Here is an 8,115-nt window from a genome sequence, read left to right as displayed (position 1 = left end):
GGTGTATAAACTCCGTATCCCCATACAATAAAACACCCAAAAATCCCCGGGGGGCCGCAATAAGGCGGCCCCGCTGTTTTTGTGGCACCAAGATCCCTATAATGGCGCCATCCTGCACCACAGCCGTTCCCCATGTTCGTTCTCAGACCCTATCAAACCGACGCCGTCAATGCCGTGATCAGCCACTTTCGCCAGCACCCGGATCCCGCCGTGGTGGTACTGCCAACCGGCGCCGGCAAGAGCCTGGTGATCGCCGAGCTGGCCCGCAAGGCCCGTGGCCGCGTGCTGGTGCTGGCTCACGTCAAGGAACTGGTGGAGCAGAACCACGCCAAGTACGAGGCCTGGGATCTCAAGGCGGACATCTTCGCCGCCGGCCTTGCCCGCAAGGAGGCCAATGCCCAGGTGGTGTTCGGCTCGGTGCAGTCGGTGGCGCGCAATCTGGAGGCCTTCGATGGCGCCTTCTCGCTGCTGATCATCGACGAGTGCCACCGGGTCTCGCTCGATGACGACAGCCAGTACCATCAGGTGATCGATCATCTCAAAGCCGCCAATCCAGCCCTCAAGATCCTCGGTCTCACCGCCACCCCCTATCGGTTGGGCCTGGGCTGGATCTACCGGCGCCACTACCACGGCATGGTGAAAAGCCACGGCGAGCGGTTGTTTGGTGACTGCGTATTCGAGCTACCCTTGCGCTTCATGGTGAAAAACGGCTACCTGACACCGCCCCGTCTCGTCGATGCCCCCATAGTCCACTACGACTTCAGCAAGCTGGTACCGCGCGAAAACGGCCTGTTCAGCGAGGCGGATCTCAACGGCGAACTCAAACGCCAGCAGCGGGTCACCCCCCATATCCTGAGCCAGGTTCTGGAATATGCCGCCGATCGGCAAGGAGTGATGATCTTCGCCGCCACCGTCGAGCATGCCCGCGAGATCCACGGCCTGCTCGGCGCCAAAGGAGAGAAGGCGGCCCTGATCACGGGCGAGACACCGGGTCCGGAGCGCGATGCCCTCATCCATGCCTTCAAGGCGCGAGAACTCAAGTTTCTGGTCAACGTGGCCGTACTCACCACCGGTTTCGATGCCCCCCACGTCGATCTCATCGTGATGCTGCGCCCCACCGAGTCAGTCTCGCTCTATCAACAGATCGTCGGACGCGGCCTGCGCCTCTCGCCGGACAAGGCCGATTGTCTGGTGCTCGACTATGCGGGCAACAACTTCAATCTGTTTGCCCCCGAGGTGGGGGAGCCCAGACCTCACGCCGGCACCGAGCCGGTGCAGGTGCCCTGCCCCGCCTGCGGCTTTGCCAACACCTTCTGGGGCAAGACCGACGAGGATGGCAAGGTTGTCGAGCACTACGGTCGCCGCTGTCAGGGCTTGTTTGAAGATGGCGATGGCAACCGCGAGGAGTGCGATTACCGCTTTCGGTCAAAAATCTGCCCCGCCTGCGGCGCCGAAAACGACATCGCCGCCCGCCGCTGCCAGAGCTGCGATCAGCTGCTGGTGGATCCGGATGACAAACTCAAGGAGGCGCTCAATCTCAAAGATTGCATGGTCATTCGCTGCGCCGGCCTTACCTTGGCCGCGGGTCGTGGCAAACAAGGGGAACGGCTGGAGGTAACCTATCACGACGAGGACGGGCTCACCCTGATGGAGTACTTCGGCTTTCACTCCCCGGGCGCACGGCGCTTGTTTCAACAGGTCTTTGTGCGTCATCATTGGCCCGCCCCAGGCCTGGAGCCCGAATTCGCCACTCTGGCGAGCGTGTTGGCCGTATCAGGCCAGTTTCGTCATCCGGATTTTGTCATCGCCCGCAAGTCGGGGCATTTTTGGCAGGTGAAAGAGAAAATATTTGATTATGACGGCCGCTATCGCACCGCCAACGCCTCTGGCTAGAGGCAGGCACTGCGGTCGGCAGGTGAAAGAGAGAATGGTTGGTTATCAGGGTCGGTATCGCACTGCCGACACCCTTCGTCAAGTTAGAGGATCTTATGCAGCGGCTGTTGATTGGTTTTTGTGCTCTGTTTTCCATGGTGGCTCAGGCCGCCCCGCTGACCCCACCCAAGGGGGGCCAGTACGCCATCATAGTGCAGGGCAATGGCGGGGTGGAGTTTGCCCGCCACGCCGATGATATGATAGCGCCCGCCTCCACCATGAAGGTGCTGACCGCGCTCGCCGCCCGCCTAGAGCTCGGCGCAGACTTCCGCTTTGCCACCGACATCCAGGCCCAGCCGGGCGCCAGGCAGGGTGACGCCATCAAGGGCGACATCTGGATCAACTTCGTCGGCGACCCCACCTTGTCACGGATGGATCTGCTGGCCCTGTTCAAGCAACTCGGGGTCAACCGCATCCAGGGCAACGTCTATGTCAACACCGGCGCCTACAACGGCTACGAGCGCGGCAACGGCTGGTCCTGGGGGGATCAGACCCTCTGCTTCGCCGCCCCCGTCTCCTCCGTCATCATCGACAAAAACTGCGCCTACGGCACCATCACCGCCACCCAGATTGGCAAACCCGCCACCGGCAACGTGGCCACTGGTGTTCCCATCGGCATCGGCGCCGACAACGTGGAAGTGATGAGCTACGGCGACATGGCGCGCCAGTTCTGCGCGCTGGAAGTGGACATGGCCAAGGGCAACTTCTACGAGCTCAAGGGCTGCATCACCCCGAACAAGGAGCCGCAGGGTCTGCGTTTTGCCATCCACGACGTGGAAGCCTGGGGCTGGGACAACATTCGCTGGGCCATGGACAGAGCCGGCATCAAGCATGAGGGGCTGCTGCAAGTGACCCACAAGGCACCGGAAGGGGCCGAGACCCTGGGCACCCACTATTCGGTCTCATTGCCCATCATGCTCTCCAAGATGCTCAAAAAATCCGACAACCTCTACGCCGACACCTTCCTCAAAACCGTGGGCCGTCACTACTACAACAAGCCGGGCAGCTATCGCAGCGGCACCATGGCGGTGCGCGCCATTCTGACCAAGAATGGCATCGATCTTGGCAACGCCACTCTGGCCGACGGCTCCGGCCTCTCGGCCCACAACCTCATCAGCGCCCGCCAGATGCTCTCGGTGCTCACCTTCATCCAGAAAAACGATGCCGAGCTCGGCCTCATCAAGCTGTTGCCCAGTGCCCAGGTGGACGGCACCCTGGCCTGGCGACGCAGCGTCACCGCCCCCATGATGAAGAACAAGGTGCATGCCAAAACAGGCACCATCACCGGCACCTCCAACCTGGTAGGCTTTATCGACACCGCCGGCGGCCAGCGCAAGGCCTTCGTAATGTTCCAGCGCGGCCTGTCGCAGGATCCCGCCACCCATGAGCGCTACCGTGCCAGCAAAGCCGTCTGGCCATGGACAGTGTTCGAGAAGGGCGTACTGGAGAGCATCTATCAGCAACAACCGATCCAGATTGCCGACCAGTCATGAGTCGGCTCATCGTATATGGCGAACGGCCGTATCGACAATTTCCACTTTGACTAGCCACGAGGCGGAGCTATGCTGTGCCCTGCTTCATATCAACGGAGAGAGAACATGTTTGCAGTGATTTTTGGTCGTCCCGGTTGCCCCTATTGTGTCCGTGCCAAGCAGATCGCCGAGCAGCTGGTTGAGCAGCGTGACGATTTCAAATTCCGCTACGTGGACATCCACGCCGAAGGCATCACCAAGGAAGATCTGGCCAAGAGCGCCGGCAAGCCGGTCAATACAGTGCCGCAAATCTTCCTGGACGAGCAGCACATCGGTGGCTGCACCGATTTCGAAGCCTATGCCAAAGAGAACCTGGGTCTCTACCAGTAAACTCTCCGTATGGAAAAAGGCGCCTGATGGCGCCTTTTTTTATGGTGCAAACCACTACTCAGCCCGCTGTCGGGGTGAAGCGGCTCACCACCTGACCCTGATGCTCGATCCACTCCATGAACATGGCCACAGGGCGGGCATAGACGGCTCCATCCTGCTCGGATTGATAGATCACCAGCTGCTCCTGGGTTTCGGTGTGCAGGGCCAGGGTGAGCACCTGATAATAACCTCCCTTGAAGTGGCGATAACGGCCGGGCGCGGGTGCGTGCATGGAGAGACCTCAATAGATGATGAAAATGGACCCAGCGACGATGTGCCAAGGCCCCACAAGGGGGACAGGCCACGATTTTTTACGCAAGCCAATCGTGCCATCGGATACGAATATTTCAACACAGTCGGGTAGCTTTGTTAATCAGCTCCTCATCTTTCACTGGTGAACCTTGGTTCACACAAACGATCATGCTGAATTTAACGTTTCAGCAACCCTGTTTTAGGGCTAAAAATCAGGGAATTCTACTAAAAAGAAGATTGTTCTAGCATTCAATTCTGTGAAGAATAGGGGAAAAGAAATTTGATACTAAAAATCGCCTTTTTCGCCAACGCGTCCCCACGGGGAAGGAAGCACACTCACCATGTTCACTATCGACAAGTCGCACAAGCTCGACGATGTCTGCTATGACATCCGCGGCCCGGTGCATAAAGAAGCTCGACGTCTCGAAGACGAAGGCCACCGCATCATCAAGCTCAATATCGGCAACCCGGCCCCGTTCGGTTTCGATGCGCCGGAAGAGATCATCAAGGATGTGATCCTCAACATGCCGCTGAGCCAAGGCTACTGCGACTCCAAGGGGCTCTTCTCGGCCCGCAAGGCGGTGATGCAGTACTACCAGCAAAAAGGGATGCGCAAGGTCGACATCGACGACATCTACATCGGCAATGGCGCGAGTGAACTGATCGTGATGGCCATGCAGGCGCTGCTCAACAACGGCGACGAGATGCTGGTGCCCTCCCCCGACTATCCGCTCTGGACCGCCGCCGTCACCCTCTCCGGTGGCCATGCGGTGCACTACCGCTGCGATGAAGGGGCTGACTGGTATCCGGATCTCGACGACATCCGCGCCCGTATCACCCCTCGTACCCGCGGCCTGGTGCTGATCAACCCCAACAACCCGACCGGCGCCGTCTACGGCAGCGAGTTCCTGCTGGAGGTGATCGAGATAGCCCGCCAGCACAACCTCATCATCTTCGCCGACGAGATCTACGACAAGATCCTCTACGACGACATCTCCCACACCAGCGTCTGCACCCTGTGTGACGATGTCATGGTGGTAACCTTCAACGGCCTCTCCAAGGCTTACCGTGCCTGTGGTTTCCGCCAGGGCTGGATGGTCATTACCGGGCCCAAGTGCCGTGCCAAGGGGTACATCGAGGGTCTGGAGATGCTGGCCTCCATGCGACTATGTGCCAACGTGCCGATGCAGCACGCCATCCAGACCGCACTCGGTGGCTATCAGAGCATCAACGAGCTGATCCTGCCGGGCGGCCGCCTGCGCAAGCAGCGGGACAAGGCGTGGGAGCTGCTCAACGAGATCCCCGGCGTCTCCTGTGTCAAACCCAAGGGGGCGCTCTACATGTTCCCGCGCCTGGATCCCAAGGTGTACGACATTCGCGACGACCAGAAGATGGTGTTCGACCTGTTGCAGCAAGAGAAACTGCTGCTGGTGCAGGGCACCGGCTTCAACTGGCCGGCGCCGGATCACTTCCGGCTGGTGTTCCTGCCCCGTGAAGAGGAGCTGGAAGAGGCCATCGGCCGTCTCGCCCGCTTCCTCAAGGGCTATAAACAGTAGCCCTGCCAAGATCAACCCGGCTACGGCCGGGTTTTTATTACAGCCCCAGTCATCCCTCCTCTACCACAACCCGCGTTCTCCCATGATTTGTTGAAATGCCTCACTGCCCCTTTAGAGGCAGGAATTATTATATTAAGCAGGGTGCTGGACCCTGTGCCTGTCCATAACTTGATAACTATAAAAACACCACTATCCTTCATGAGGCATACTCAAAAGAGTATTAACTTTGAGCTTTGATTAACAAGTTTGTGCATTAAGGTAACCTCATGACGTCTTTTTAAATATGAGGGTGTGCTACCACCAGAGGATAAGTTAATGTCAGATGGAAAATTTGGCTTCATCAAGACGATAGTACTCGTTTATTCGGTCACCATATTTATATCTGGTGCTATCGTTTATAAGTTGCATCAGTCACTCACAAATGAAATTAAATATGCTCAGGATGAATATCGACTACATGTAAAAGAGGTCATCCTAAAAGACAAAGCAAATGAACTGGAGCAGCTATTCTCAAAGTTATATCAGAATGCCAGACTAATATCATTACTACCCAGTATTAGAGCGGTGCAAGGTGCCAATCGTCACAATGAAGATGAAAATGTAATTACACAGGGGCGGCTCTCGCAAGATGCTGGGCAGACTGTACAACAGATCTACAATGACATGGCACAGGACACCTCTATTTCAGAAGTTTACTACGTGCGTAACGGCCTTAATTTTCACTCTGGTGAAGTTCCTTTTTTCATGTATGATTCAGTTATTTTCAACTCAAACAAAAACATCTCCAATGATACTAAAGAAAATAACCCAGACATCCCAGAGGAAAGTGAGGAGCAAGAGTATCGCTATTTTCCCACCCAATTAGAACAATTAAAAAACACTTACCCTATTTTCAACTTTACATCCATCGATGATATCCCAGCTGTATTCTCTCCCAGCATGAGAACTTGCGATAATACTCAATATAAATCCATTCAACATGGTAATGAAATGGATACCCATGGCATGCTATATTCTGTTCCAGTTTATGATGCTCTTACCCAAAAAATAAGCGGTGTTATCTCTGTTATTTTCAGAAGCAACGTACTTGAAGCAAAATTGCTCAACATTCCACATCTGATCATCACGGAAGAAGACAAGGCATCTGCCCAGCAGCAGGGCTTCAGCATGCCAAAAGATCCCGGTAACTTTGTGCTGGTTAATGAAAAATATGGCATTTACATCGCCGACAGACGCAATGCAAACATTATAGAGATAGCTAAGTCAGAACCGGACGGGAATAATAACGATGTATTCGCAACCAAGTTGAATGTCAAATCTGATTCAGACTGGAAACTGCTCATACAATTACCTGAATCAATCTGGGAAAACATTAATAGTGATGCCATAAAGTTATTCAACCTGAAACTTAGCTTCATATTAGGCTCGACTCTAGTCATTCTATTGATAGAAACTTTTGCGATGTATCGCAGATGGTCCAACCTACGGGAACTCAAACAATTATCAAGCATGCTCAAGGAAGTTGTCGAGGGTGATGGCAATCTAACCCGCCGCCTTCAGATTAAACAAAAGGGTGAAATAAAACGAATCACAGATCTTATCAATCAATTTATAGAGCAGGTACAGAACATTGTTATATCCATCTCCGGGATATCTACGCAAGTCAGTAGTGAGTCATCTCAAGTCAGGAGCAATGCATTAAGTCTCAAACAAAGCAGCCATCATGAGAAAGAGTGTGCGCAACAAGTCTCGACCAATATCCAAGCAATGAATGCACATATTTTATCTCTGGTAACGGGGATGAACCATTTGCAGGACCGGCTCAAGAATGCAGAGTCCGGATTTTGTGCATTTACCGATAGTTTCACAAAAATCATTAAAGATTTATCCGAAAAATCCCAGCAACAGGGCGTTCTCACCGAAAACATTGTTTCCTTGCACGAAAATATAATCAAGACGCGTTCAGTACTCGATATTATCAAAGGCATCGCCAGCTCCATCGACCTATTAGCATTGAACGCTGCAATTGAAGCGGCCAGAGCAGGGGATGCGGGCAGAGGATTTGCTGTAGTCGCCGATGAAGTGAGAAAGCTGGCTGAACACACCACCAGAAATGTGGCCGATATCGAAGGTATCATCAGCAAGATTGTGCACGAAGCAGATGGGGTCAGCAGCGAAATGGACAATGTATCCAAAGGGTTGGAGGAAGTGGTCCACTCAACCCAGAGGTACAAATCGGTAGCCGAAGAGAACGCCAGCTCGCTGTTGGTCGCAGCCACAGAGGCCACAGCACAGCAACTGTCGGTCAAACAGCTCTCTGACATTGCCACCAGCCTCATCCGGATAATAGAGGACCTGGACAACGACTGTACGCTGACTGCCCAGAATGCACACACGCTGGAACAGCTGGCAGAAGTGCTGGACAACAATATGGTCAGGATGTCCAGCGAGCTGGATCGCTTCAATACCTGACA

The 8,115-nt window shown here is 54.7% G+C and carries 6 protein-coding genes; 5 read left to right on the top strand and 1 reads right to left on the bottom strand.

The window, feature by feature from the left end; genetic code table 11:
• The first annotated feature begins 132 nt into the window (after window positions 1-132).
• The 3 genes from ACW5XD_RS19125 (at window position 133) to ACW5XD_RS19115 (ending at window position 3,794) form a co-directional block, all read left to right on the top strand.
• Window positions 133-1,893, top strand: a complete 1,761-nt coding sequence (locus tag ACW5XD_RS19125; RefSeq protein ID WP_456496248.1) for a DEAD/DEAH box helicase — start codon at window positions 133-135, stop codon at window positions 1,891-1,893.
• A 95-nt stretch (window positions 1,894-1,988) separates the two neighbouring features.
• A complete protein-coding gene (gene dacB / locus ACW5XD_RS19120; RefSeq protein WP_456496247.1) occupies window positions 1,989-3,425 on the top strand; it encodes a D-alanyl-D-alanine carboxypeptidase/D-alanyl-D-alanine endopeptidase in 1,437 nt (478 codons plus the stop codon).
• Window positions 3,426-3,530: 105 nt separating this feature from the next.
• Window positions 3,531-3,794 (top strand): GrxA family glutaredoxin, encoded by a 264-nt coding sequence (locus ACW5XD_RS19115; RefSeq protein ID WP_010633640.1) that lies wholly within the window; start codon window positions 3,531-3,533, stop codon window positions 3,792-3,794.
• 58 nt (window positions 3,795-3,852) lie between these two features.
• Here ACW5XD_RS19115 and ACW5XD_RS19110 read toward each other — a convergent pair whose 3' ends face one another.
• The gene (locus ACW5XD_RS19110) at window positions 3,853-4,065 is read right to left on the bottom strand and encodes a DUF1653 domain-containing protein (protein WP_043556427.1); all 213 of its coding nucleotides are present in this window, start codon (window positions 4,063-4,065) and stop codon (window positions 3,853-3,855) included.
• A 361-nt stretch (window positions 4,066-4,426) separates the two neighbouring features.
• On the opposite strand from ACW5XD_RS19110, the gene ACW5XD_RS19105 reads away from it, so the two are divergent.
• Window positions 4,427-5,641, top strand: a complete 1,215-nt coding sequence (locus ACW5XD_RS19105) for a pyridoxal phosphate-dependent aminotransferase (protein WP_456496246.1) — start codon at window positions 4,427-4,429, stop codon at window positions 5,639-5,641.
• A 315-nt stretch (window positions 5,642-5,956) separates the two neighbouring features.
• Window positions 5,957-8,113, top strand: a complete 2,157-nt coding sequence (locus ACW5XD_RS19100) for a methyl-accepting chemotaxis protein (RefSeq protein WP_456496245.1) — start codon at window positions 5,957-5,959, stop codon at window positions 8,111-8,113.
• Window positions 8,114-8,115: the final 2 nt, after the last annotated feature.

It is taken from the genome of Aeromonas enterica (assembly GCF_054052465.1).
Note: the sequence above shows the minus strand (reverse complement) of the source record. Positions and strands in the feature narration are given on the sequence as shown.